The sequence below is a fragment of the Perspicuibacillus lycopersici genome (genome assembly GCF_025660475.1).
Taxonomy (GTDB): Bacteria; Bacillota; Bacilli; order Bacillales; family Caldibacillaceae; genus Perspicuibacillus; species Perspicuibacillus lycopersici.
Genome location: NZ_JAOUSF010000005.1, coordinates 163,946 through 187,979 on the forward strand (window position 1 = coordinate 163,946; position 24,034 = coordinate 187,979).

General features: G+C 37.9%; 23 protein-coding genes. 2 read left to right on the forward strand and 21 right to left on the reverse strand.

The genetic code is table 11. From position 1 onward, the window contains the following. Nucleotides 1–2: 2 nt before the first annotated feature. The 6 genes from OEV98_RS14905 to OEV98_RS14930 all read right to left on the reverse strand — a co-directional run bounded on the left by OEV98_RS14905 (nucleotide 3) and on the right by OEV98_RS14930 (nucleotide 3,836). Nucleotides 3–425, reverse strand: a complete 423-nt coding sequence (locus OEV98_RS14905) for an NUDIX hydrolase (RefSeq protein WP_263074153.1) — start codon at nucleotides 423–425, stop codon at nucleotides 3–5. Nucleotides 426–459: 34 nt separating this feature from the next. Further along, on the reverse strand, nucleotides 460–1,362 hold the full coding sequence (locus OEV98_RS14910) for a TIGR01777 family oxidoreductase (RefSeq protein ID WP_263074154.1): 903 nt from the start codon (nucleotides 1,360–1,362) through the stop codon (nucleotides 460–462). Further along, nucleotides 1,359–2,306 carry a GNAT family acetyltransferase gene (locus tag OEV98_RS14915; protein ID WP_263074155.1) on the reverse strand — a complete coding sequence of 316 codons (948 nt, stop codon included), beginning with the start codon at nucleotides 2,304–2,306 and terminating at the stop codon, nucleotides 1,359–1,361. Before OEV98_RS14915 ends, OEV98_RS14910 begins: the two co-directional genes overlap by 4 nt. Before the next feature lie 88 nt (nucleotides 2,307–2,394). After that, nucleotides 2,395–2,619, reverse strand: a complete 225-nt coding sequence (locus OEV98_RS14920) for a hypothetical protein (RefSeq protein ID WP_263074156.1) — start codon at nucleotides 2,617–2,619, stop codon at nucleotides 2,395–2,397. 183 nt (nucleotides 2,620–2,802) lie between these two features. Continuing rightward, nucleotides 2,803–3,159, reverse strand: coding sequence for a hypothetical protein (locus OEV98_RS14925; protein ID WP_263074157.1), 357 nt, complete (start codon nucleotides 3,157–3,159; stop codon nucleotides 2,803–2,805). Nucleotides 3,160–3,254: 95 nt separating this feature from the next. Then, a complete protein-coding gene (locus OEV98_RS14930; RefSeq protein ID WP_263074158.1) occupies nucleotides 3,255–3,836 on the reverse strand; it encodes a DUF4111 domain-containing protein in 582 nt (193 codons plus the stop codon). A gap of 432 nt (nucleotides 3,837–4,268) precedes the next feature. Between OEV98_RS14930 and OEV98_RS14935 the strand changes: the two genes are divergently transcribed. Continuing rightward, nucleotides 4,269–5,255 carry a DmpA family aminopeptidase gene (locus OEV98_RS14935; RefSeq protein WP_263074159.1) on the forward strand — a complete coding sequence of 329 codons (987 nt, stop codon included), beginning with the start codon at nucleotides 4,269–4,271 and terminating at the stop codon, nucleotides 5,253–5,255. A 526-nt stretch (nucleotides 5,256–5,781) separates the two neighbouring features. On the opposite strand, the gene OEV98_RS14940 is transcribed toward OEV98_RS14935, so the two are convergent. Then, complete coding sequence (locus tag OEV98_RS14940; protein ID WP_263074160.1) at nucleotides 5,782–6,786, reverse strand: LLM class flavin-dependent oxidoreductase; 1,005 nt, start codon at nucleotides 6,784–6,786, stop codon at nucleotides 5,782–5,784. A 229-nt stretch (nucleotides 6,787–7,015) separates the two neighbouring features. Here OEV98_RS14940 and OEV98_RS14945 point away from each other — a divergent pair, with 229 nt between their 5' ends. Then, nucleotides 7,016–7,804: a DinB family protein gene (locus OEV98_RS14945; protein ID WP_263074161.1), complete on the forward strand. Its 789-nt coding sequence runs from the start codon at nucleotides 7,016–7,018 to the stop codon at nucleotides 7,802–7,804. Here the strand turns inward: OEV98_RS14945 and OEV98_RS14950 are convergent. The 14 genes from OEV98_RS14950 to OEV98_RS15015 form a co-directional block, all read right to left on the reverse strand. Further along, nucleotides 7,794–8,777, reverse strand: coding sequence for a hydroxyacid dehydrogenase (locus OEV98_RS14950; protein ID WP_263074162.1), 984 nt, complete (start codon nucleotides 8,775–8,777; stop codon nucleotides 7,794–7,796). The genes OEV98_RS14945 and OEV98_RS14950 overlap by 11 nt on opposite strands. A gap of 17 nt (nucleotides 8,778–8,794) precedes the next feature. Then, complete coding sequence (locus OEV98_RS14955; protein ID WP_263074163.1) at nucleotides 8,795–9,565, reverse strand: sugar phosphate isomerase/epimerase family protein; 771 nt, start codon at nucleotides 9,563–9,565, stop codon at nucleotides 8,795–8,797. Nucleotides 9,566–9,578: 13 nt separating this feature from the next. Then, the gene (locus OEV98_RS14960; protein ID WP_263074164.1) at nucleotides 9,579–10,397 is read right to left on the reverse strand and encodes a sugar phosphate isomerase/epimerase family protein; all 819 of its coding nucleotides are present in this window, start codon (nucleotides 10,395–10,397) and stop codon (nucleotides 9,579–9,581) included. Then, a complete protein-coding gene (locus OEV98_RS14965; RefSeq protein WP_263074165.1) occupies nucleotides 10,394–12,238 on the reverse strand; it encodes a hypothetical protein in 1,845 nt (614 codons plus the stop codon). Before OEV98_RS14965 ends, OEV98_RS14960 begins: the two co-directional genes overlap by 4 nt. 80 nt (nucleotides 12,239–12,318) lie before the next feature. Then, nucleotides 12,319–13,482: a Gfo/Idh/MocA family protein gene (locus OEV98_RS14970; RefSeq protein ID WP_263074166.1), complete on the reverse strand. Its 1,164-nt coding sequence runs from the start codon at nucleotides 13,480–13,482 to the stop codon at nucleotides 12,319–12,321. Nucleotides 13,483–13,607: 125 nt separating this feature from the next. Beyond that, nucleotides 13,608–14,372: a sugar phosphate isomerase/epimerase family protein gene (locus OEV98_RS14975; RefSeq protein WP_263074167.1), complete on the reverse strand. Its 765-nt coding sequence runs from the start codon at nucleotides 14,370–14,372 to the stop codon at nucleotides 13,608–13,610. A gap of 154 nt (nucleotides 14,373–14,526) precedes the next feature. Then, nucleotides 14,527–15,348, reverse strand: coding sequence for a sugar phosphate isomerase/epimerase family protein (locus tag OEV98_RS14980; RefSeq protein WP_263074168.1), 822 nt, complete (start codon nucleotides 15,346–15,348; stop codon nucleotides 14,527–14,529). 9 nt (nucleotides 15,349–15,357) lie between these two features. Next, nucleotides 15,358–16,521, reverse strand: a complete 1,164-nt coding sequence (locus tag OEV98_RS14985) for a dihydrodipicolinate synthase family protein (RefSeq protein ID WP_263074169.1) — start codon at nucleotides 16,519–16,521, stop codon at nucleotides 15,358–15,360. Next, nucleotides 16,478–17,683, reverse strand: a complete 1,206-nt coding sequence (locus tag OEV98_RS14990; protein ID WP_263074170.1) for a Gfo/Idh/MocA family protein — start codon at nucleotides 17,681–17,683, stop codon at nucleotides 16,478–16,480. Before OEV98_RS14990 ends, OEV98_RS14985 begins: the two co-directional genes overlap by 44 nt. A gap of 35 nt (nucleotides 17,684–17,718) precedes the next feature. Next, nucleotides 17,719–18,735 carry a Gfo/Idh/MocA family protein gene (locus OEV98_RS14995; RefSeq protein WP_263074171.1) on the reverse strand — a complete coding sequence of 339 codons (1,017 nt, stop codon included), beginning with the start codon at nucleotides 18,733–18,735 and terminating at the stop codon, nucleotides 17,719–17,721. 252 nt (nucleotides 18,736–18,987) lie between these two features. Next, the gene (locus OEV98_RS15000; RefSeq protein ID WP_263074172.1) at nucleotides 18,988–20,340 is read right to left on the reverse strand and encodes a sugar ABC transporter substrate-binding protein; all 1,353 of its coding nucleotides are present in this window, start codon (nucleotides 20,338–20,340) and stop codon (nucleotides 18,988–18,990) included. Nucleotides 20,341–20,716: 376 nt separating this feature from the next. Next, complete coding sequence (locus OEV98_RS15005) at nucleotides 20,717–21,559, reverse strand: carbohydrate ABC transporter permease (RefSeq protein WP_407676523.1); 843 nt, start codon at nucleotides 21,557–21,559, stop codon at nucleotides 20,717–20,719. A gap of 34 nt (nucleotides 21,560–21,593) precedes the next feature. Further along, on the reverse strand, nucleotides 21,594–22,541 hold the full coding sequence (locus OEV98_RS15010) for a carbohydrate ABC transporter permease (protein ID WP_263074174.1): 948 nt from the start codon (nucleotides 22,539–22,541) through the stop codon (nucleotides 21,594–21,596). 276 nt (nucleotides 22,542–22,817) lie between these two features. Then, nucleotides 22,818–23,705, reverse strand: coding sequence for an AraC family transcriptional regulator (locus OEV98_RS15015; RefSeq protein ID WP_263074175.1), 888 nt, complete (start codon nucleotides 23,703–23,705; stop codon nucleotides 22,818–22,820). Between the last annotated feature and the right edge of the window lie 329 nt (nucleotides 23,706–24,034).

The following is a 24,034-nucleotide window of genomic DNA, read 5'->3' on the forward strand; positions in this document are numbered from 1 at the left end:
ACCTATTTATTTACGAGTTTATCTGCTAGCTTAATATTATCCTTTAAATATGTGGGGATATCTTCATGCTGTAGTATTTCTTCAGTTGTCATCCAGTAAATCGCATCTACCTCATCCGGACTTTTTCGATATGCTTTGCCACTCTTTATGTCACATAAGAATACGATGTCCATTACATGGATACCTTTGTCGGTAACAAAGGATGAGCTGTTCACATATCGGGGATTTGCCACCTCGATCCCTACTTCCTCCCACACTTCTCTTTTTACTGTTCGTTCAAAAATATCCGTACTATTTCCTTCCTGTTCACATTTCCCACCAACAAGTGACAGCACACCTGCTGCGTGCTCCTCTTTCTCACTTCGTAAAATTAATAACCAACGACCTTCTTTATGTATTGCTGCCTCAACGTTCACGATAAACATGTATAATCCCCCAATTAGTTTTGTTTCTATTATTCTATTTTTTTAGCAAATTTATTAATGCGTGCTCCAACGTAGGGTAAAGAAATGTAAACCCCTCCTGTGTAAGCACCTTTGGTAATACTTGTTGTCCCTCGAGGACAAGTTTACTTTTTTTACCAAGTACTAATTTCATTAGAAAAGCTGGTGTTGGGAACCAGTGCGGACGATTTAAGACGGAGGCTATCGTTTTTCCGAAAGGTTGCATCCGGACAGGATTTGGTGCGGTTACATTTACCGGCCCAAATATCGATTGATTATCCATCACGAAGACAATCGCCCGGACTACATCCATGAAATGAATCCATGAAACCCATTGTTGGCCAGATCCAACGGTCCCTCCGACAAATAATTTATATGGTAAAACCATCAGTGGCAATGCTCCCCCGTCATTACCAAGTACTACACCAAATCGCAGGAAAACAGTTCGGATGCCCCACTCCTCCACTCGTCTCGCTTTATTCTCCCAATCCTGCACGGTGCGGCCAAGAAAATCATTTGCCATTACTTCCGATTCCTCTGTATACACTTTCTGTATAGAAGCTGGATATATCCCAATTGCACTTGCATTAATGAATGTGGTAGGTTTTTCATCTAATGAGCGGATGATTCGAATTAGTTCCTCGGTTGCGATCATCCGACTGTCATAGATTTGCTTCTGATGTTTTCCTCCCCATCTACCATCGTTAATTGAAACACCAGCTAAATTAACCACCACATCCACTTTTGTTAATTCCGTTTCAGGAGTCGCCTCTTCTGTTAACCATGGAACATAGGCAACCTTTTCCGAGGATTTCTTTATCCCTCTTGATAGAATTACAACTTCATGTCCATTTTTAACTAGTAGTTCCGTCAATTGCTTTCCGATGAAACCCGAACCACCTGCAATAACAACCTTCATTCTCTCACCTCAGATTCACTATTCCTTCTTCTGGAAAAAACTTTTTGATAGGTTATTAACGTTGGTGTTGGTGCAAACGGAAAATGATGTAGTAATTCAAGTTGAAATGGATCCGTTGTGTCGATTTCTGTTTCTACCCATTCATACGCGTTGTCTTTTCCATAGTTAAATTGATAGCAAGTCAGTAATACGATAAGCGAAAGATCCTCAAACTTTTTCGCACCACGCCAGCCTAATTCTAATGTAGCCGGTGTATCTGAATCATGTAGTAACGCAAACGCTAAAATCTCTTGATTTTCAATAACAACATAACTAGCTTCTAAAATCGTATCGTCCGCAAATATCATTGCTTCCCATTTGCCCAAATCCAATGTTGCAACCAGGTTTGCTTTATGTGTTAACTCATATGTATCACGAACAAGTGTTATTAGTTGTTCCTTTAAATACTTGTTGTTTTCGATATCATTCAAATTACAGACGGATTGATGATTTTTTGAAGGTGTATTTAAATAGTCATCTTCTGTAATTGCAGAAATTTTTAAGGATGGTATATAAGTTCTTCTAATTTCATGAAAACCCTTTTTTTCATAATAAGTTTTTAGCAAATAGTTAGTTTCCCAGATGGAAGTTTGTAAAGGATATATTTCCCCAACCGTCGTTTCCATCCTTTGTAGTAATAAAGTGATTACATTGTGTGGAAGTTCATAATTCCGATCAATTGCAATAGAAAAATACGTACAATAAGGATGGAAGCTATTTTTCCAGCAAATGATAATTCCTACTAGTTTTTCATTATCATATCCTTCGTAAGTACAAATAATGTTTTTACTATTCCATTTTCTCAAGAAATCTAGAATAGAATTTGTATCCGCACCGAAAAAGGATGTGAGTAGATTTTTTACTATTCCCTCGTTTGATTGGTTATTTTGTTTTATTGTTAGCATTTGGGGGCCTCCTGTTTGGTTTATTTGTGTTGATGTATTATTTTTGCGGTTTATTGTTTTATTTGGGAATTGGGGGATTTTGGTGAGTTCACGGGTTTTTTCGGAATTGCAGGAGGGGGATTTTCCCTATTTTTTCGGGAACTGCATGCGAATTTTCAGGAACTTTACCCGTTTTTTCGGGAACTACTTGCGAATTTTCGGGAACTTCCTCTGTTTTTTCGGGAACTCCACCAAATTTTTCTGGAACTCCACCCACTATTTCAAGAACTTCACCAGTTATTTTTCCAGAAACTCCCCCAAATACTAAAACCAACTATTCAATTCCCCTACTACTCTTCCTAATTTCGTCGCGAATTTCTCTCAAATACTCATTATTTTGTTTTATTATGTTTAATATGATAATTACTACTTATAGAACGAGAACAACTATTGCAACAACAATAAGAAAAGAAAATAAACCTAGAAAAGAACCGATGATCATTATTTATTCACTTCATTATGCATAGGTTTTAGTTTTATTTTTATTAACAATATCCTTAGTCATAAGTATTGCGCTGATTAGAAGTAATATTTCTAAAGAACCGAATAATTGCCATGTTCCTTCATTTGCTAGTAAATATAGTCCAATTGGTAGCGAAGTGATAAAGGCGACATACATAATCCATGCTCGCTTTAAATATAAAGCAATAATTGCTAATACTACTGGTGGCGTTAGTAATATACTAAAATTTACTATTACCTCTAGTTCGGTTTCGCTCCATTCAATGAAAATAACGCGTAACCATAAATATACATTTGCGATAATACTTAACATGCTAATACAATAAGTACGCACACTTAACCGATTCTCCAACCCCATCACCACCATATCGTTTTATTACTAATATACATTATTTTCTGAATAAAGATATATTTTTTCAAAAATTTTTTTACATGTTTACATAATCATTAATTGGAGTTAACCTGATTCGCTTTACTATTATTACAGTAGTTTATTAAATAGTTTGCAAAGGTTAGTAAGGAGAGTATTCTCTCCCTAAAAGAACGATTATCCCTCGCTTGTTTCCCTTCCCGAATGTCCATTGCTTCTTTAATAATTGGGTGCCATTCTTGCGGTAGGTGTTGTAATCCATAGCTACCTGCATCTAATTTAGAAATAATAGCAGATTCTTTTAATGTATAGAATTGTCGTAATAAACCTAGAACTGTCCATTCGATTTCCTCATTCAAATGCTCTATAGGTAAATCCACTAGTTCCTCCATATGTTTTTCCACTGCTATCATTCGATTAGCCCAATAGCTGTTCATATTTTCATGTACATATGCACGTAATTGCTGTGGTTCAATGGAAAAAGCTATGTTTTTCGGATTAGGTCCAATGAGCGAGATACCGCTCTGCTTCATGATCCACCATGTTACCGGATTAAAATTGTAATATTCTCCAAACGTAAGCTTCCCATTATTAAAAATTACATATTTATCGGGATCATTGGTTTCCTTATTGAATAGTTTTCCAAAGTCATCCCACATGACATACACTCCATCCAATTCTGGTGTTTGAAAATGATTTTCGATAGTGTGATGAATAGTGGATAAGCCTGTTTCATCTTCCTTTGTAAAGCGTCGATTAGTTACGGTAATAAAGTCGATGTCACTGGAATTATTTTCATATGCATGTAATGCGATGGAACCATGAATGTATAGCCCTTGCCAGTGTATTTGGAAATTCCTTATGAAAAAGGGTTAAATATTGCTGCATTACTTTTTCCACATCGCCCGGTAAATTCAAACAAAATCCTCTCCTTATTGCTCCTCAATCATGAAAGCAATGGAAATATTTTCTTCAGTATAACATCTATCTGATTTTATGGAATAATTTAAATTAAATTAGCAATTCAAATTTAGTTAAACTTTCATGATACAATATTTCCTATAACATACAAAGTTAAAGGAGCTATTGCCATGGAAAAAGGAACTTATAATGCAATAACGGATGTTGCCAATGTCCAAATAGGTCATGTTACTTTATATGAGAAATTAAACGCAGAAGATACTATTTGTACTGGAGTAACTGCGATTCTTCCACATCATCAAAATATTTTTGAAAATAAAGTCCCTGCTGCAAGCTTTGTGTTAAACGGGTTCGGGAAAACCGTTGGCTTAATTCAGGTGGAAGAGCTTGGCGTTATCGAGTCGCCGATTATGTTAACAAATACATTCAGTGTAGGTGCTGTTCTTGAAGGTACGCTTTCTTACATGCTCGCAGAAAATCCATGTATTGGGGATTCCACTAGCTCGTTAAATATTGTCGTCGGGGAATGTAATGATAGCTATTTGAATTCGATGCGGCTCCTTGCAGTGAGACCAGAGCATGCTTGGTCCGCGATTAAAAATGCCAAAAGTGGTGCAGTTGAACAAGGTGCGATTGGGGCTGGGAAGGGCATGATTTGTTACGGTGTCAAAGGCGGAATTGGTACCTCTTCACGAATTGCTACACATGAAAATACAAAATATACAGTTGGTGTTTTAACATTGACAAATTTCGGTAGACGTCATGAGCTAAAAATAAAAAATTGGGAAAAAGATACGCTTAATAAACCTGATGGCTCGATTATTATCGTAGTTGCAACAGATGCACCCGTTTCCGATAGACAATTAAAACGTCTTGCGAAACGCGCAGCAATTGGATTAGGTCGCACTGCAACACATGTTCATAATGGTAGTGGTGATATTATTATTGCTTTTACTAATGGGTATACCATATCCCATGAGTCTAATGAAATGACAGAAGATATCACGCTTTTACGGGATAGTCATCCGATGATGAATCAATTGTTCGAAGCTACGATTGAAGCGACGGAGGAAGCGATATACCAATCGTTGTATCATGCGGAAACTACCGTTGGACGGAAAGGGAGAATTGTGGAGGCTTTTCGAAGATTGGAATGACATTTGCTAATATTACAATTTTGCTAAATATGGTTAGCGCTAAACTAGAAAAACTATTTCACAATAGTACTTAAATAGTATGGTCTAATAATATTTTTGTGGAAACTATTTAGGAATTCTTTAATTCACCCTATTAATTATTTAGTAATATTCCATTCAGCATTCTTTTAATAATTCTTAATGTAACTTCTGTTACAAATTTCATCGTTCTAAGGTATTAGGGTCTAAATTCATATTCCTTCATAATTTCGTTCCTAAACTTTTGTAGCTTACACACTACAATAAACATTCTTATTCATTTTATTTTACCAGTATCCTTAACTGGAACTTTTACTACGATACAATCTTTCATTGATATTATTTAACATGGAGCCCTTGTGGCTATGATTATTCCAGCCGGTCAACTTCCCTCTAATAGATAACAAGATGGGAAACTCCCTTCCTCTTTTTCAATGACTTATTGCCATTTATTCTACAAACAAAAAAAATAACCCACCAGAAGATGGATTATTTTTGGTCCTTTGGATTACTTCCCTTCTACTACTTCTTTTAAAATTTCATATGACCGCACTTGTTTCTCTTGATCATAAATATAACTTACTGCCATTAGCTCATCGACATTGTATTTTTCTTGGAAACTCATCAATTGCTTACGAACGGTTTCTTTACTTCCGGATAGTGTCATATGGAACATGGATGATGCCATTGCTTTTTCATCTGGGCTCCAAATTTTGTCCATATTTTCCACAGGTGGTTGCAAATATTGTTGCGTGCCTCGGATAATATTTAAGAAGAATTGCTGTTGTGTAGTGGATAAATAGGCTGCTTCTTCATCCGTTTCGGCGGCAATAACATTTAAACAAACCATCATATATGGAGATTGCAAATACTTCGATGGTTGGAATTGATCACGATAAATCGAGATTGCTTCTTCCATAAATCGTGGCGCGAAATGGGAGGCAAATACATATGGTAAACCTAATTTTGCTGCTAAAATCGCAGAGCTTGTAGATGAACCAAGAATATAAATCGGTATATTTGTACCAATCGCTAAATTAGCTTTCACATAGCCTTGCTCCGTTTCCGGTCCAACATAACGCAGTAATTCTTGTACATCATCAGGGAAGGTATAAACCGTATCATTCCCTTGCGATCTCCTTAGTGCATTTGCCGTCATCATATCCGTTCCTGGTGCTCTACCTAATCCTAAATCTAATCGATTCGGATAAATGGTTGCCATCGTCCCAAATTGTTCAGCAACAACTAATGGGGAATGATTTGGTAACATAATTCCACCGGAACCGACCCGAATGCGCTCGGTATGTTCTAATGTATGTTTTATCAAAATAGATGTCGCAGAGCTAACAAGTGTTGCAGTATTATGATGCTCTGCAATCCAATATCGAGTATATCCTAATTTTTCTGTTGCTTTTGCCAAATCAACCATTGCGTCAATTGCAGCTTTTGCATTCTCGCCTTGACGAATTGGTCCTAAATTCAGTACTGAAACAGGAATATTTGTTTTTACCATGTAAATGTCTCCTAACTTCATAAGGTTCCATTCTATTGTAACCAACTCAATGGAAGATATAAAATTTGTTGCTTGGAGAAAATTCAATCTACATGTAAAATCAATAGTTTAACAGTATGGTAGTTTACTTTAGTAAAAAAAAAGCACAAATACTAGTTAAATAGGATTTAACCGAAATTTCTGATAGAATAAAATAAAATATAGAACCTATATTGGGGCGATGCCTTTCATGGATAAAATTTCACGTAAGCTTTGGAATGAAAACCATAGAAAATTAAAAGAAATGATTCAAAAACCAGAACAACATACCGATGCTATCAGCTTGTTCCTTTCTCAGCATGCCTTACTTCATCACGAATCTCTCAGTCATTCAAACCAACCAACATTAGAAACGGCATTACGAACAAATTTAGAAGAACTAATGTATAGAAAATATCCTGTTTCCAATCCAGATACAAAAAATTCAATTGCTTGGCATTTGTGGCATATTTCACGAATTGAGGATATGTCGATGAATATTTTGGTTGCGGATACGGAGCAAGTGCTAACGCGTAGTAATTGGCTGGAAAAAATGAATATTTCTTTTCCACATTCAGGGAATGATATGAGTGAAGCGGAAATTGCTGAATTAAGTATAGCAATTCATATTCCTGCATTATTGGAATATCGGAAAGCAGTTGGTAGGCAAACACAAACAGTCGTCTCTTCCCTGGAGGCTGGGCAAATGAAGCTAGCTGTCGAGCACCGTAGAATACAACGATTATTTGCGGAACAGGCAGTAAGTCCGCAATCTCAATGGTTAACAGACTATTGGAGCAAAAAAACCATTGCAGGCTTACTATTAATGCCAGCAACAAGACATATTTTCCTTCATCTAAATAAGGCGATACGGATTAAGGAAAAATTACAAAGATATAGGGAAAAAATACCCAATGAAAATGGAAAAGATGCCGGCAATACAATACTAATTTATCATTTGCCGGCAACCATAATATTTTTTTATTTTACTATGCCATAATTTTTACTTTTTCCTTCGAGATACCCCATTTTAATGGTTCCCCATCAAGATAGCGTTTGAGCTCTTCCGCCATATACGCTCCCATTCGCAAACATTCACTTGCTTGCGACCCCGCGATATGAGGAGTAAGAATAACATTTTCCAATATATATAATGGTGAATTCGGTTCGGGTGGTTCCGGATAAGTAACATCTAATAAGGCATAAAGATCCGGACGTTCCTGTAATACTGCTATCATCTCTTGCTCGCGGATTATTGCACCTCTTGATGTATTGATCAATGTAGCATTTTTCTTCATCGCTGCAAGATGATTTCCTGTAATTAACCCTTCTGTTTCTTTTATCCATGGTGTATGAATGGACACGACATCCGCTCTACGGAACACGTCGTCCAGTTCACACATTTCCACTTGAAGTTCTTCTGCCTCCTGCTTTGAAACAAATGGATCATATGCAATGACATGACAATCAAATTGCTTTAAAAAATTGGCGACTTTTCGACCAATCATTCCAAGTGAAATGAGTCCAACGGTCGCACCATATCCGCCAGGAACCTTTTCTCCAATGGAAAAGCTTTTCATTTTTTTCACTTGGCTTGCAAAGTACCAGCCTCGTTTTAACGAAAAAAGAATTTGTGATACGGTAAATTCCACTACCGGTATAGCATTTGCTTCATATGCACTTGTGATGGCAATATTACGATCCCAAAATGCATCCGTGACAATACCTTTAATGGAGCCTGCTCCATAAAACACCGCTTGTAATTTTGGTGCTAATTGTAAAAAATCCGCATCCATTTTTGGACAGCCCCAGCCAGAAAAAATTATTTCTGCTTCGGCTAGAAGCTCCGGATTATTTTTAATCGTTTCCTTCGTTTGTGGTGGTGCATATACATCCACCCGCTCGTTAATTTCTTTATGTGCTTCTCCGTAAATCAGGTCAAAATTATCTAGTATATAGATGGCACGTAGCATGTTAATTCCTTCTTTCTTTAGCCCAGTTGAAATTGCTTTCTTAAAAATTCAAACGACTCGTTCACTTCCGAATCGAAGTGCTGCCAATTACATTCAATAGAAACCCGGCCATTATAGTTTGCTAGTTTCAGTTGATCGACTAGCTCTGAAAAGGGATATTTTCCAGTACCCGGTGCTAGTCTGTCTGTATCTGCGACATGTATATGCTTTATAAATTCACGGTTTGCAACGATATTGCTTACTGCTTCTCCCTCTTCCTCCATATGATAAAAGTCTGCTAATACTTGGATCGATTTTCGATTCACCTTTTTAGCAATCGCTATCGCCTCTGGAATACTATTGATAATATTTGATTCCTTACGATTCAATGGCTCTATTACAATCGTTAACTGGAGTGGTTCTGCAATATCAGCTGCTACGTTCAAGCATTGGATGATTTGCTCTTCCGCTTTCTCACGTGAAAAACCAACTGGTACTGATCTTGCACCTCCGCTACCAAATACAATAGTATCTGCACCAATTTTTGCTACTCGTTCCAATGCAGTAGTTAAATAGTTTTGCAGCCGCTTATCATTTACATTTTCCCCAACAATTTTCATATCTCTAGGAAATAGAATATTACATGTCGCTACTGGTATCGGCGATGCTTCATATGTTTTTAAAATCGATTGAAACTCTGTATCTGGTGCCTCTGGTTTTAATGAAAGTACCGTACATTCAATAAAATCATAACCCGCTTGATAAAGTGTTTCTGCTTTATCAATACTTGCACAACAACCTAGTTTCAATGAGCTCCCCCCGTTATTTAAATAAATTTTTCATAAAACTACTATACTGTTGAAAAGCAATCTCTGGTTCTTCTATTTCTGGACACCACATCTTTTCCCATTCCAATGTGTAATAGCCGTCATAGCCTTTTGTTTTTAGCATTTTATAAATCTCTTGAAGTGGTACTGTACCCTCACCTAACAAGCATAGCTGATAGCCTCTTGGCGTTCCTTCCTTGACATAGGAATCCTTCCAATGTGTATATTTAATCCAACTTCCAAGTTTCTCCCACGTCACATTTGGGTCCTCACCAATTGTTCGATAAGGATGATGCACATCCCATAATACGGAAAAGTAGTTCGATTGGACGCGTTGAAAAATTTCTTTCATATGTTCGCAGTTTGTCCAGTCATCATGGGTTTCAAAAAGCAGCTGGACATCATATTTTTCTGCAATTTTCAAATACTCCAATACATTGTGTTCCACAATATCGTACGCTTTTTCGCGACTCATCTCGCCAATTGACCCACCAAACACCCGAATAAATGGTGTTTGAAATGCTTGACAAAGATTTGCATACGCTTCAATTTCCTGCAAGTAGCGGTGAAATTCTTCCTCTGTATTAGTAAACAAGCGAACCGAGCTTGAAAAACATGGAATTTCCAGCGAGGCTTCCTGAAATTTGCGAACGGTTTGTTGCACTTCGCTAGAGAATTCTGGCAGTGTAAAGATATCTAATTCCCCAAGATAGCCACGAAAATCAACGCCATCATAGTCATTCTCCACTGCATTTTTAATAATTTTGTCTATATCCCATGTCGGACAACCTAAAGTTGTAAATGCGAGTTTCACGCTTTTACCTCCTTCCTATTCATTAACCGATAATCTGATAACATTTTGAAAAAAGTCGTATCTTCTAGATAGTGTTCATGATGATATAGATGGACAACATATTCGGTTTCCAATGCTTTTGATTCATACGAAATACTTGTAAGCATTCCATTCCGATAGGAGACAACCTCACTTCCTAATTGAAAATCAGAAGCCTCTTTATCTAATGCAATAATACAAACCTTATTTCCTTTATAATCAACATCGATCCTTTTTTCCTCATAGCTAATTTTACTACTCGCTTCGCCATCAGTGAAAAATAAAGGAAATTCTTCGGTTACACTTTCGACTTCCCCAATAATAGTATCGGCAACGTGAAGTATTTCCGGTGTTACAGAAAGTGTTCGTTCGATTCGAAAAGCGCCATTCATTGGCCCTTGATAAATTACTTGAACAATTATTTTATTTGCTTCTTTACTAATTTCCTTTACCTCCATTTTTGGAATTTCTTTTCCAGTTAGCTCCGATAATCTTGTCTCAACATTGTTCACGTTTTTCCAGGCGGGAGCAAATGATAGTGCGCGTTTACTTGAAACTGGTGTGCCATCAGAAGGACCAATGGTTGGCCATATTCCTTTTCGCTGAATCCGAACTATGCCTGTTGGTGTATACTGGTCGTCACCTTCTGTTTGATATTCGATATAATGTCCTGCGACATTGATAATTAATTTATGAAAAAACGGCTCCATCCATATTGTAAAGCCCCCAACTTCAGCTGGCGCTTGTATTTCACCTATTTCTTCTGATGCCTGTTCATATGCAAGTGCGAGAAAATAGGCAGCAAGTAAATTGTATTGCGAATGAAAGCTGTAGGATTCATAGCCGAGACGAATGCTTGGGTCGGCAAAATTTTTCACGACATTTAGCTCACCAGTAGGACGCTTCCACCGTTGGATTGAATCGAGTGATAGGTGTGCTCCGCGTTTAAAGGCTGCCGCTAGTTTCCAGTCGCCTTTCTTTGCATATTCATTTGCTGCTATTTCAAACTGAAATGCTTGCTGTGCTTCATTCCATTGATGCTGAGCACTCCTTCCACCGGTTGGCATTTCTCCAGTGGGGCTTTGCATAAATAAAGATGAAAGCTCCCCACGTCTACAGCATTCTGCCAATGTTTCCTTGTAACGTCCAGCATAACCTTCTAATAATATGAGGCGTAAATAATTTCTCGTAAACATCGCATATGCTAAAGGTCCATTTGGATCTACATACAGACCATATTCTGTCAATAACTCCATTTGTGGTGCTAGCGCATCGTCAAATGCAGCAAGATTAATAGCTGGCCCTAAATTTTTCGTATCTCGTAAATATTCACCTGCAAGCGCCACTATTTTCCAATTATTTATCGTTTTTTGATAGAGCGTTTTCGGATTGATTTCGGAAAATAACGCAACCCATTCGTCTCTTTTTGCTTCGGAAACATGATGCGCTAGCTTTTCGTAAGCATAGACAACCATTGTCGTATAAAAATTACTATGACCGTCTGCACAAGTTTCGTTAACCATTTGTCTTAATGAACAGTCCAATGCTTTACTTGCAGATTCAAGCATCCATTCATATGGGCGTTGTGTAAATAATAGTGCAGTAGCTGCTGCATAAGCAGGTGTAGCATATTGCGTCTCCCGCTCCATATACGGATCAATTATTCGTCCCACCTCATCCATACAGGTAGAGAAATAGCGAACCATTGATTCAATAGTATTTAAATATTGCACTTTGTATGTGGAAGGTTGAATGTCGTTTTCCTGCATTTGTTCTTTATACTTGGATACTAGTGATTCTAGTGGAAATGGTTTTTCTAGCATGTGTACTCACCTCAAATGTTAAGAAGAAAGCAGAATACATTCTTATATTCTGCTTTCGACCATGTCATCCTTATATTTTTTTAGTGGGTTCCTTGTACATTTAATGTTTTATTCGCGACCGTTTTCTTTTGATAGGTAGATGTTTTGATCCGTTCTTGAAGCTTGGAGTAGAATAAATCTTCATTAATCGGAAGCTCGACCCAATCATCCGTCCACGCGGATAAATGCATCGCATTGGAAATTTCTAGCCCTTTTATTCCTTCTTCTCCTGGACCAAGTAATTCGGTACCGAAGCGAATCGAATTTACCCAATTTTGAGTAATGCCTTTATGTTGAGTAGCTTCTCCGTGAATCGGAACATCAATTTTCCAGCATTCCGGTTCACCAAAACCACCTTTATATTCTTTGTTAAATTGTCTTTCTGATTGTGTTAACCGCCAGAATGTTAATTTCCCATCCTCTACGACTAACTTTCCACGATCTCCAGAAATTTCGTAGCGATTCGTTCCAGGAGCATCTCCTGTGGAGGTAACAAATACTCCAGTCGCACCATTTTCGTATTCTACGTATGCTGTTACATCGTCCTCAACTTCGATATCATGAAACTTACCAAAGCCACAAAATGCACGAACTCGTTTTGGCATTAGGCCACTTGTCCATTGCCATAAATCAAGCTGATGTGGGTCTTGATTTAAAAGCACCCCACCACCTTCACCTGCCCAAGTCGCACGCCAGCCGCCGGAATCGTAATAACTTTGGGAACGATACCAGTTGGTTATAATCCAATTGGTTCGTTTAATTTCCCCTAATTCTCCATTATGTACAAGCTCTCGAAGCTTTTGATAAAGTGGATTCGTCCGCTGGTTAAACATAATCCCGAAAACTTTGCCACTCTTTTTCGCGACCTCATTCATTTCTCGGACATTTTTCGTATATACACCTGCTGGTTTCTCCACTAATACATGGAGCCCCTTTTCTAACGTTTTTATCGCTAACGGTGGGTGATCATAATGTGGTGTCGCAACAATAACAGCATCGATATTGGCAAATTCAAAAAAAGCCTCTACATTATCAAACGTTTGTACATTTTCCCCAAGTGCTTCCTTTGCCCATTGCAAGCGCTCAGGATTTGTATCACAAACTGCTGTTAATATTGCTCCATTGACCTCCCCATTATTTAAATAAACCGCATGTGAGCTCCCCATATTACCGATACCAATAATTCCAATTTTCACATTTTCCAATATTGTCCTCTCCTTTTTTACCGACCACATTTGAAAACGCTGTCTCCAATAGCCGATTAATGATGCATAGGAGGTATCCATCCGCTAACAGATTAGCGGAACTTCCTAATTGCTATTGTCTATCATTATTTTGATTGAAATTGCGAAGCTAATTGGTTAAGATTTTCTAAACTTGTGCGCAAGCTATCCATAGGATTTCCTGGACATACGTCCTGTTCCACTGCATACCATTCAACACCTGATTTTTCACACCAATCTAATATTGGGGCGAAATCAATGACACCTGTGCCAACAGCGGCAAATGTTTGCTGATCATCATTCGTCATATCCTTTAAATGGATAATTGGCATTCTATTTGCATATGGTTGTAGAAATTGGACAGGATCTTTCCCGCCTTTTTTCACCCAAAATACATCGATTTCTGCAAGGATTTTATTATCACTTGCTGGTTCTAACAAGTATTCTAATGCAGATTTTTCATTAATTTCCGTTTTAAATTCAAAGTCATGGTTATGATAGCTAATCCGGTAGCCTGGAGCTTTCTTAGCTACTTCATTTAACAATGTTTTCACCTTTTCGTAGCCTTCTACTGTGCGGTATTGATCTGGAAGGTATGGGCAAACAATATCCTTCGTTTCATATAGACTGACCTCTTCTAGCACATTATCTAAATCATTTGCTAGTCGATCAATAGAAATATGGATACCTGCAGCTTTTAATTGATTTTCCTTAAGTGCACGTGCTACTTCCTCGGGATCATATCCTGCTGGTAGGGCAGACAATTGAACAGCATTCCAGCCCATTTCCTTTAATTCTTTAAATACAGGGTCAATGCCTCTTTTTAATTCTTCACGTACCGTGTATAGCTGTGCAGCAAATTTATTTCTCATTGGTTTCGCTCCTTTTCTCTTACATCAAATACTCATAAATACTTCACGTTCATCTTAATCTTAAAGCGAGGAAATTACATTATCTGTGGTTGTTCACTATTGCCGAAATTTATACTCAAATTGCTGTCAATATCTAGTTGAATTGCCTGCGAACTTAAACATGCTTGATGTAACGTTCCTTCATTTCCATTAATACTTCATCACCAGGTCGATTCCAAATCGTTTCATTAAAAATTTCTACTTCTATTGGACCGTTATAGCCTGTTTCTTCAACGGCTGTCCGTATGCGATTAATATCAATAACTCCATCTCCCATCATCCCCCGACCCATTAATAAATCAGGCGTTGGAACAATCCAATCAGATACATGGAAGCCAATAATCCGCCCTTTCGCTCGGGCAATTTGCCGATATAAATCCGGATCCCACCATACATGGAAAACATCAACAACCACACCAACCTGATTTGGAGAATATTGCTCTGCTATCGTATTTGCTTCATTCAAGGTGACAATGACGCTTCTTTCCGCTGCATACATTGGATGGAGTGCTTCGACACCTAATGTAATACCATGATCTTCCGCAAACGGGACGATTTGCTCAATACCTTCTGCAACCATTTTTCTTGCCTCACTAATATTTTTATCAGGTGCAGGTCCAGAAACAAGTACTAATGTATTTGTACCAAGCTCTGCTGCTTCAACAATAGCCCGCTTATTATCATCCACTCGTTTTTGCCGTTCAAGTGCTGTTTCTGCAGGGAACATTCCACCCCGACATAGACTGGATACCTGCAGCCCCGCGTCTTTAATCAGCCGTTTACTCTCCGAAAGCCCTAATTCTTCTACTCGATGACGCCATAAAGCAATCCAAGGAATTTCTTGACGGACACAGCCATCTACCGCTTCACGTAAATTCCAATTTCCTGTCGTTATTTGATTCAAGCTTAACCGCTCAAAAGTTTGCAATTTTGCCATAGGCTCCTCCTATTCGATTCCCGCTAGTTTTAATACTAGACGCATTCTTTCGGTCGCCATTTCTGGATCATGTAATAGACCTGCTTGATCAGCGAGTATAAAAGCCTCCGCTAAATGTGTAATTGATCTTGCACTTTCCGCTCCATTAACCATCCGAAAATGCTGTTGGTGACCATTTAAATAAGCCATAAATACAATTCCTGTTTTATAGGAATAGGTCGGTGCTTGAAAAAGATGTCGTGAAAGTGGCACAGTCTTTCCCAAAATCGCATCGTATTTTTGATAATCATGATTATCAAGTGCATTTAATGCGGCAGCTGCTGCTGGTGCTATCGCATCAAATATTCCTAGAAGTGCATGACTAAAGCCTACTTCATCCCCACGGATTAGTTCTGGATAGTTAAAGTCATCGCCAGTATACATTTTAATACCATCAGGCAGCCTTCTGCGCATTACGATTTCTTTATCTGCATTAAGCAAGGAAATTTTTATTCCCTCGATTTTTTCTTTATTGTCCGAAATGATTTGGAGACAAACCTCCATCGCTTCCTCTATGTTTTCTTTTCCCCAATAACCTCTTAAAGCAGGGTCGAACATCTCGCCTAACCAATGTAGAATCGCAGGCTTATTAATTTGTGATAATACTTTTTGATACACATAGGCATAATCTTCTGGTCCATTGGCATTAGCTGCTAATGCTCGACTGGCCATTAAAATAATTTGACTGCCTTGTTCCTCAATAAAACTACATTGCATAGCATAAGCATCGGCAATTTCATCCAATGTGTAGGTTTGATTAGCAGCTAAATGATCCGTTCCAGCACCGCTTGCAATTTTCCCACCTACCGCTTGTGCATCTTGACTAGATAAGCGAATTAATTCCTTTGCTCCATCCCAAGTTAGCCCCATTCCCCGTTGTGCGGTGTCCATCGCTTCAGCTACCGAAAACCCTAACGACCAAAGATGACGTCGATAGGATAAGGTTGCTTCCCAATCGATTTCTGGCTTTCCTAAAGGGTTCACTGTTTTTAATGGATTACTTACGACATGTGCAGCAGAAAATGCTGTCCGACTATGAAACTTTGTTTTTGGTATTTCAATCGTTGGCACGTTTCCCGCTCGGTATAATTCAATCGAGCCATTCGCTCTTGGTACCATTAACGGTTTCTGCATGTTTTGTCCCTCCAATGGTTAATTCTGGAACATCTACCCATCTTCTTTCCTTCCACGATTGAAGAGCAAGATCAGATAATTGTGTGCCTTTTGCACCTTCTAATAGGTCCCACCGAAATTCCTCATCTAATACTACATGCTTCAAAAATAACTCCCACTGCACTTTAAAACCATTATCGTATACATCATTTGTTGGCATTTCTTGCCATTGTTCAAAAAAATTAAATGGATTTGGAATATCAGGATTCCACACTGGCTTTGGTGTATTCACACGATGTTGGATTTTACAATCACGCAAACCACAAACCGCACTACCTTCCGTCCCGTCCACTTGGATTGTTAAAAGATCCTCTCGGTTAACGCGCACCGTCCAGGAGGAGTTCGCTTGGACTATAATGCCTCCCTCTAATTCAAAAGTGGCGTAAGCAGCATCATCAGCACTTGCGACATATGGATTTCCTTCTTCATCGTAGCGCTTTTCAATATGTGTTGCCCCAAGACAAGAAAGGGAACGAACATTTCCGAATAAATTATCGAGTACATAGCGCCAATGGGCGAACATATCGACAATAATGCCACCACCGTCTTCCTTCCGATAATTCCAGGACGGACGTTGTGCTTGCTGCCAATCGCCTTCAAATACCCAATAGCCAAACTCCATTCGAACCGATAAAATTTTTCCAAAGAATCCGGAATCTATTAATCTTTTAAGCTTTAATAGTCCTGGTAGGAATAATTTATCCTGCACGACACCATTTTTCACACCTGCTTCATATGCTAAGCGAGCAAGCTCCAATGATTCTTCTACACTAGTTGCAGTAGGCTTTTCGCAATAGATATGTTTGCCTGCTTTAATTGCCTGCCGCACTGCTTCGGCACGTCTTGCCGTCGTTTGGGCATCAAAATAAATAATATTATACTCATCGAGAAGACATGCCTCTAAGTTGGTACTCCAGCGACTAATATGATGAGTTTCTGCTAAGCGTTTCAACTTTTCTTCATTTCTTCCAACTAAAATCGGATCCGGCATAATCACATCCCCATTTTTACAAACAACGCCACCTTGCTCGCGAATTGCAACAATGGAACGGATAAGATGCTGATTTGTCCCCATCCGACCGGTTACTCCATTCATAATAATTCCTACGGTTTTTATTGCCATTGTCATTTCTCCTTCCATAAAAAATAATTTGTGGTTTACTTTTCTACTTTTGTATTCAACACTATTTCTTTATTTAATTTCGATGATTGCACGATAGAATCGATAATTTTTATTGATGGAAATGCATCTATTACATGCACATAATCTTCGCTGTTTTCAATAATTGCCCGATAAAATTTACGAATCAACTTTCGATGACTCGCCCCATAATAAAATTTCGAACCGGACAGCTTTGCATCTTCTTCGATTTCTATTTTTTCTCCTCTATCGTTTTGCATTGTTAGCTTGCTATCCTTAATCGTCAATTTTTGCTTTTCAAAGATTACTTGCAGCTCGACACTTGAATTATTACCATTCGCGATGGTGGCAAAAAAGAAACCCGTTGCTCCGTTGGCAAATTGAATACGTGCGGAAGCGGTATCCTCTGTTTCGATACCATAATCAAGAAGCTGAGCAATGTTCCCACGAATGGAGCTGATCTCTCCACCTAGTAGCTGCATTAAGTCTAGCGTATGAATGGATTGGTTCATCATTACCCCGCCACCTGCATATGCTAGTTTGCCTCGCCAAGGTTTTTCATCATAGTAGCTTTTCGGCCGCTCCCATGTGACTAGTCCTTTAATATGGAGGATGTTCCCATATTTGTTCGTATTTGTGATTTCCTGTAATTTTTCAAATGTCTCATTGAAACGATTTTGAAAGCATATACAGATTTTTACCATTGGATTTTCTTCCGCTAATTTTACAAATTTAAATCCTTCTTCACTGTTTAATGCTAATGGCTTTTCTTGGAATACATGAATCCCGTGCTCCACACAAGCCTTTGTTACTGGATAATGAAGATAATGTGGTAAACAAATATGTACACAATCCAGTTCTTCCTTTGCTAGCATTTCGAGATAATCGGTGTAAAAAGGAATCGAAGGTACGATGTTTTTTCGTGCTTCCTCTCGGTCGCAAACCGCCACTAACATTGCATCTGGGTTTTCCTCAATTGCTTCTAGATGAATACTAGAAATATCTCCAAGACCGATTACTGCTACCTTTAACATTTAACATTCTCCTTTAAGCTATAAAGTTTGGTTTTTCACATATGCTGTCGCTTATTACATAGGCTTTCACCTAATGATAAGAAAAAAAGTAACTGTAACCCATGAACTATCTGGATAAACAGTTACTCCTTTATTTATCGTGGTGTATAGTCCATCTTGCCTCTTTCATTATTTTGGCTGTATTCGAGAAGATTGTAGCTAAATGGTATATCGTCTGAATACAGCCATATTTTTTTCAAACTGACGTGTGAATTAGCGATTTTCCACCCATTCGGTGCTTTCTTTTTGTGCCTTTTCCAATGCATCTTCCGCACTTCTTTGTCCGGTTAATGCCGCCTCAATTTCAGAGGTTAAAATAAATCTTGGCTGAGAGGATCCCCATGGATATCTTGGTGTCATTGGTGTTTTCATAGCTTCAAAAACTGGAAGCATTAATGGTTGTTCCTTCACACTATCCCATTCCAGTGCAGATTTAACAGCAGGCACTAAGCCAAGTTCCTCATATACATATTTTTGGGTAAAATCACTTGTCGCAAATTTTAGCCATTCCCATGCTAATTCTTTATTTTTACTATCCTTTGCAATTGCAATTGGACTTCCTGCAAATAGTCCACCTTGACCATCGGCATTTTTAAATTCTTGGGCGATGCCAATTCGATCACCAAGTCCTTGTGCATATGCTGGTTTTACAGTATCACCAGGTCCTTGATTTAGCATAATCGCAATATTATTATCTTTTGTTAACCATTTTTCATTTCCTTGGTTACTTACTAAACCTTCCGGAGCATAATTTTGCATGTCTAATAACCAATTTAAGCCATTTAGCATTTCAGGAGAATTAAATTCAAATTTTACTTCATCCCATGCAAAGCCTGTTCCCCAGCGGCCATTTTGTCCTTCTGCTAAATCTACTAATGTAAAGGCAGAAGACCAGTCTCCACGGAACCAGATACCATAGTTTTGCTCACCTGTTACTGGATTTTTACCAGTCATTTGTTTTGCTTTTTCGGCAATTTCTTCCATTGTTGGATAGTCGGATAAATACTCGACACCCCATTGATCAAATAGTTCTTTATCATACGTAATAAAGCGTGCATCGCCTAAAAATGGTAAGCCCCAAATTTCTAATTCGTTACTATCTGGTCCTAACGCCTTCCAACCATCAACTTGATTTTCAATGAAAATGTCTAAGCTGAATTCAGAATCTTTATCAATCCAAGGTTGTAGCGGTTCTAAAACACCTTGTGGTGCAAAATCAGCGACACCAGGCATTTGATAGACGTCTGCTTCCCCAGAGGTAAGCATTGCTTGCGTTTTTTCGGTATAACCTTCCCAAGGCATAAGCACGAAATCTACCGTTGCACCTGGGTGTTGTTTTTCAAATTCCTCTTTTAATACTTTTACACCTTTTGCTGATTCACCAGTGATTGGATCGGTTTTATCATCCATTGCGAAGTCCCCGATCATCATGACAGTAATTTTTTGTCCTGCCCATTCTCCAGTTTTTTTGGAGCTGGAGGAGCTACATCCTGCAAGTACAATACTGATGATTACCATTGCCATTAAAAGAAATGATACCCGCTTTTTGAAAATACCACGCTTCATTTTTATACCCCCTGTTTTTAAAAGATGGCTATTTTTCCTTAAAGATTTTGTTATTTGTAAGAAATCCGCAGACTGAATACACTTCCCTTTCCTGCCAGCGAGCGGATAGGCTAGCTGCAGCTCCCAGCGACGAGCAAACCTCGCCAACCCTCCGTACGATAAGTCAACTTCAACTCGCTACCTCGTCGTGCTTCTTTTATCTCCTGCTGATCGGATCCAGTTTGTACGTGCTAAACAGTCGCCTTCGCTTTTTATGGAGTCTTCGTGTATTCAGTCTCCTCAGTAGTTAATACATCGTCACTACTCTTCTCTTAAATATCAAAAACTTTTTATAAAATAATAGCCAAAAAAATTCCTATCCTACGAAACTTGTAACCTATTCTCCCTTAACCCCACTTAATGCGATACTTTGAATAATGTATCGTTGTAAAAACAAGTACAGAATAATGATTGGTAAAATACTTACGGTTGCTAGAGCCATTGTTAGTCCCCCGAGACTTGAGCCATTTTCTTGGGAGAAGCTCGCTAAGTACAATGGTACAGTGTGCAAGTCGATATTATTGAGAACTACTAATGGCCACATGAAATCATTCCAGCTCCAAATGAAGGAAAGGATAATCATGGTTGCTGCGATTGGTCCAGCCAGCGGTAAGTAAACCCGGAAAAAGATTTTAAACTCACCAGCTCCATCAATTTGCGCTGCTTCCCGTAAAGTGTCTGGTAATTGATCAAAAAACTGCTTACAAAGGAAAATTAGCATCCCACTGATGATGGAAGGAAGTATCAATGGCCAAAACGTATTCAATAAACCAACACTATTAAACAATGTATATAAAGGAATTAACCTTGGCTCCATTGGAATCATTAATGTACAAAGGACAATAAAGAATAAAATCTTTTTCCCTTTAAATTTCCCCTTTGAGAATGCATAGCCCGCAAGAAGCGAGGAAGAAACACTTAACACGACAGAGCTGACGGTTACAATAGTGGAATTTATGTAGGACTGAATTAATCTCCCATTCTCAAAAACAATTCCATAGTTAAAGGATGATGGTTCTTCTGGTATTAGCCGTGGTGGAAATGGCATCGTAATGTTTGCTGTCCGATCAAAGCCGACACTGACCATCCAGATAAATGGTGCCATTAAAATTACCCCAAAAATGAGTAGTACGAGAAACTTAAATATTTCAGATATTCTATGCATTGTCTTAACCGACATCGAGCTATTCATTCACATCCCACCTCCTATTCACTTATAGTTTCAATTTCGATATTTTTAAATTAATAAATGTAAAGACTAATATAATGAGGAACATAATATATGTAGCTGCTGATGCAATCCCAAATTCAAATCCTGTGAATCCGCGTTCATAAATAAATGCTCCCATTGTCTGAATGGAACGGGCAGGACTACCATTTGGCCCACCTAATACATATACCTCGTTGAAGCGTTGCAATGCACCAATCCATCCGGTAATTAATAGGAATGCAAAGGTACCACCCATATTCGGAATCGTAATAAATAACCATTGCTGAAAGGAGCTTGCACCATCAATTTTCGCTGCCTCATACATTTCTTTTGAGATGGCTTGAAGATTGGCAATGCAAATAATAATAACGAAACCAATCCAATGCCAAACGGCAAGTAAAATAACGCCCCATTTCGATGTCGAAGGATCCGAGAACCATGCTGGTGTTGGTAAACCTAGGGAGTCTAGTACAAAATTGACAATCCCCATTTCTGGGTGTAGAACAAATTGAAAAATCATTGCTGCGGCAACTATAGAGGTAACATTTGGTAAGAAGTAAATAACTTTGAAAAAGTTCTTTCCTTTCGATGCTGAGTTGATTAATGTTGCAAAAATAAAGCCTAGAGGAATCGTAATAATGACTTGAAAAATTCCAATAAAAAATGTGTTCCATACCGCATTCCAAAATGGGCCAGAGGTTAACACCGTTCGGAAATTATCGAGTCCTGTGAAGGTTTCAATCGTCCCATTCGATTTAAAAAAGCTTAAACGAAGCGATTCGACAATTGGATATGCCATAAAAAGAATGATACCTAAGAAGCTTGGAATGAGAAAAATATACCATATCCATTGCGAAGTTCTTTTTTTCTGTTTCGTTGTTTTCGTCACTGTTTGTATACTTGGGCTAACACTAGGTGGTGGAGTATTTGCTTCCATACGGTTATTCGCCATAACGATCTCCTCTCTATTGTATGTTCCCTCGCCTAGTAAGTATTGATAACGCTTACAGGCGGAATAAAAAAAATTACTAGCTATGTACTATAATTGAAACTCTACTATATCTTCTATAGAAAATATAAGTATCCGCTTACATTATCTATAGAAGAAAGATCATATTCTATTAATCTATACATTAATTTTAGTAATATTAAGAACATTTGACATGGTTATAATTGTGTTATATTGAATAGAAATTGTCTATCCTTGCCCTCTTTTTTATCTTAAAAATTACAAATTGGTTGTATTCCTTTTTGCTGCGGTACTATTCCGATACTCGGTAGGCGTCATTTTCATTTGTTTACGAAAGAAACGGCTAAAATGTGAAGAATCTTCAAAACCCGACTCTAAAGCAACATCTAATATCGATTTTTCCGGATGAATTTCCAATAAGTATTTGGCACGATTAATACGACAGCTCATTAAATATTGCATAATCGTATACCCAGTAATATCTTTAAAGATTCGTGACATATAATATTTACTAATATTTAAATTACTAGCAATATTATCTAATGTAATCGGACGACAAAAATGTTCATCAATCCATTCAATAATCCGTTTGACATGCGTATTTTTTTCAGATTCGATCGCTAGCATTGGTACAGGCTGCTTCTGACTTATTTCATATATGATAAATAAAAGCTCTAATAATAACGCTGTAAACTCACCATTGCGAAAACGCGTTTGCATTTTTTCTTCTGGATGAATTGCCTTTGATTCGTCCTTTTCTGCTAATTTTTCCATTAGCTGATTAATCTCTACTAACTTCGGATTATCTGCCCCACGAAATAATGTGTTGCTTAGCTGGTAAAACGGATTTAATAGTTCTGGAACATTTAGTGCGTTCAGTATTGGACGCAACCATTCCGAAGAAAATTCAATAACAGTTCGTTTATAAGGAATTCCCGGCTCTGGATAAGCACGGTGCAAGGTTAACCCATTCATAATAATAATGTCGTTATCCTGTAGGTGATAAATATGATCGCCAATCAAATATTTGCAGCTGCCACTGTGGAAATAATATATTTCATACTGTTCATGGGAATGATAGCTAAAATCCTCAAATGAATTTGCTGTATCTTCCATTTGATAGTAAATATTCACTTTTTCTGTCATTACTTCTCCCTCCTAGCGGTACGAATCATTTGTTATCAAAAAGAATTTGTAAGTTGATTCAAATGTGAAGCGCTTTCCATACATCCCTTTTCGTTTCTCAGTATCATCGTATTGGAGATTTTTCACTTCGTCTGCTTAATCAGCTATATAATTTATTCTCTATATTTATGATGATACCCTTCCAAAAGAACGAAAAAATCTTTTTCTAGCGTTTGTTTCAAATATCGAAAGAATAATAGAGTTTTTGTTAGTTTACATAATATGATTATAGTAACCTTTTAAAAAAAGAATGCAAATTACTATGATGATGCTTCCAATAAATAAGGAAA

Excerpts from the sequence above, each read along its gene's own strand:
- OEV98_RS14905 (WP_263074153.1), bottom strand. The coding sequence starts at position 425 with ATGTTTATCGTGAACGTTGAGGCAGCAATACATAAAGAAGGTCGTTGG.
- OEV98_RS14910 (WP_263074154.1), bottom strand. The coding sequence starts at position 1,362 with ATGAAGGTTGTTATTGCAGGTGGTTCGGGTTTCATCGGAAAGCAATTG.
- OEV98_RS14915 (WP_263074155.1), bottom strand. The coding sequence starts at position 2,306 with ATGCTAACAATAAAACAAAATAACCAATCAAACGAGGGAATAGTAAAA.
- OEV98_RS14930 (WP_263074158.1), bottom strand. The coding sequence starts at position 3,836 with ATGTGGGATGACTTTGGAAAACTATTCAATAAGGAAACCAATGATCCC.
- OEV98_RS14935 (WP_263074159.1), top strand. The coding sequence starts at position 4,269 with ATGGAAAAAGGAACTTATAATGCAATAACGGATGTTGCCAATGTCCAA.
- OEV98_RS14940 (WP_263074160.1), bottom strand. The coding sequence starts at position 6,786 with ATGGTAAAAACAAATATTCCTGTTTCAGTACTGAATTTAGGACCAATT.
- OEV98_RS14945 (WP_263074161.1), top strand. The coding sequence starts at position 7,016 with ATGGATAAAATTTCACGTAAGCTTTGGAATGAAAACCATAGAAAATTA.
- OEV98_RS14950 (WP_263074162.1), bottom strand. The coding sequence starts at position 8,777 with ATGCTACGTGCCATCTATATACTAGATAATTTTGACCTGATTTACGGA.
- OEV98_RS14965 (WP_263074165.1), bottom strand. The coding sequence starts at position 12,238 with ATGCTAGAAAAACCATTTCCACTAGAATCACTAGTATCCAAGTATAAA.
- OEV98_RS14975 (WP_263074167.1), bottom strand. The coding sequence starts at position 14,372 with ATGAGAAATAAATTTGCTGCACAGCTATACACGGTACGTGAAGAATTA.
- OEV98_RS14980 (WP_263074168.1), bottom strand. The coding sequence starts at position 15,348 with ATGGCAAAATTGCAAACTTTTGAGCGGTTAAGCTTGAATCAAATAACG.
- OEV98_RS14985 (WP_263074169.1), bottom strand. The coding sequence starts at position 16,521 with ATGCAGAAACCGTTAATGGTACCAAGAGCGAATGGCTCGATTGAATTA.
- OEV98_RS14990 (WP_263074170.1), bottom strand. The coding sequence starts at position 17,683 with ATGGCAATAAAAACCGTAGGAATTATTATGAATGGAGTAACCGGTCGG.
- OEV98_RS14995 (WP_263074171.1), bottom strand. The coding sequence starts at position 18,735 with ATGTTAAAGGTAGCAGTAATCGGTCTTGGAGATATTTCTAGTATTCAT.
- OEV98_RS15000 (WP_263074172.1), bottom strand. The coding sequence starts at position 20,340 with ATGAAGCGTGGTATTTTCAAAAAGCGGGTATCATTTCTTTTAATGGCA.
- OEV98_RS15005 (WP_407676523.1), bottom strand. The coding sequence starts at position 21,559 with ATGTCGGTTAAGACAATGCATAGAATATCTGAAATATTTAAGTTTCTC.
- OEV98_RS15010 (WP_263074174.1), bottom strand. The coding sequence starts at position 22,541 with ATGGCGAATAACCGTATGGAAGCAAATACTCCACCACCTAGTGTTAGC.
- OEV98_RS15015 (WP_263074175.1), bottom strand. The coding sequence starts at position 23,705 with ATGACAGAAAAAGTGAATATTTACTATCAAATGGAAGATACAGCAAAT.